The sequence below is a fragment of the Streptococcus sp. DD04 genome (genome assembly GCF_001578725.1).
Taxonomy (GTDB): domain Bacteria; phylum Bacillota; class Bacilli; order Lactobacillales; family Streptococcaceae; genus Streptococcus; species Streptococcus sinensis.
The window spans coordinates 234,524-235,312 of the sequence record NZ_KQ968979.1; the positions used below are offsets into that span (position 1 = coordinate 234,524).

The 789-nt window shown below is 47.7% G+C and carries 1 protein-coding gene; it reads right to left on the minus strand.

What is annotated here, in order from left to right:
• Nucleotides 1–138: 138 nt before the first annotated feature.
• Nucleotides 139–789 (minus strand): mucin-binding protein (locus STRDD04_RS08080; protein WP_156469078.1); only part of this gene is annotated, 651 nt, incomplete at its 5' end.

Genomic DNA, 789 nt, shown 5'->3' on the forward strand with positions numbered 1-789 from the left:
AACCAATTCGGTCCTCTCCAGAGTATGACTTTTCGTTAACCCACTACAGTTGACAAAGAGCCAAAAAAGAGAGAACTTGCGTTCTCTCTCGGTGCTAGAATTTATCACCTATTAGCCAAAAAGAATGGATTAGAGATCTCAATCTTCTTTTTTACGGCGAGTTCCAATACCAATCAGCGTCAATAGCGCTCCTATTCCTGCTGCCGTCATAACTTTCGCATTCTCAGTATCCTCACCTGTACGTGGAAGAACTGGTGCTGGAGTCGTTTGCGCTTTTGGTTGTGTTGGAGTGATCGGTGTCACTGGAGGCTCTGGCTTAACTGGAGTATCAGGAACCTCTGGAGTTGTCGGCACTGCGCTGTAGTGCACATCCTTAACAATATTTTCTTGGGTAACTGCTTCTGCTGGAACAGTCGCAATGTCTACGCTGTAACCTGGAATCACTGGCGACGGCACAGCGTCATAGTTAGCTTTGTCGCTTGTCCAAGCTGTGGCAGAAACTGGTTGGCCATTCACCTTGTCTGTCGTCACGGTACGAGTCCAAGTCGCTGTTTGCACCTTATCTTCTGGTGTTTGTTCCCCAGCACCGTGGTAACGAACAGTCAGATTCACAGACTTGCTTTCTTGGGATTCAGTTGTGCCGTGTTTCAAGCGAACAACTACATTTTGATCCACACTGCTGTCGGTGTCGAATTGACTTGGCAGAGCGTCCTGAGAAGCCACTTCATAACCTTTTGCCAGATAGCCAGCTACAACACTGTCGTATTTCGTTTGCGCTGCTACTGGAAG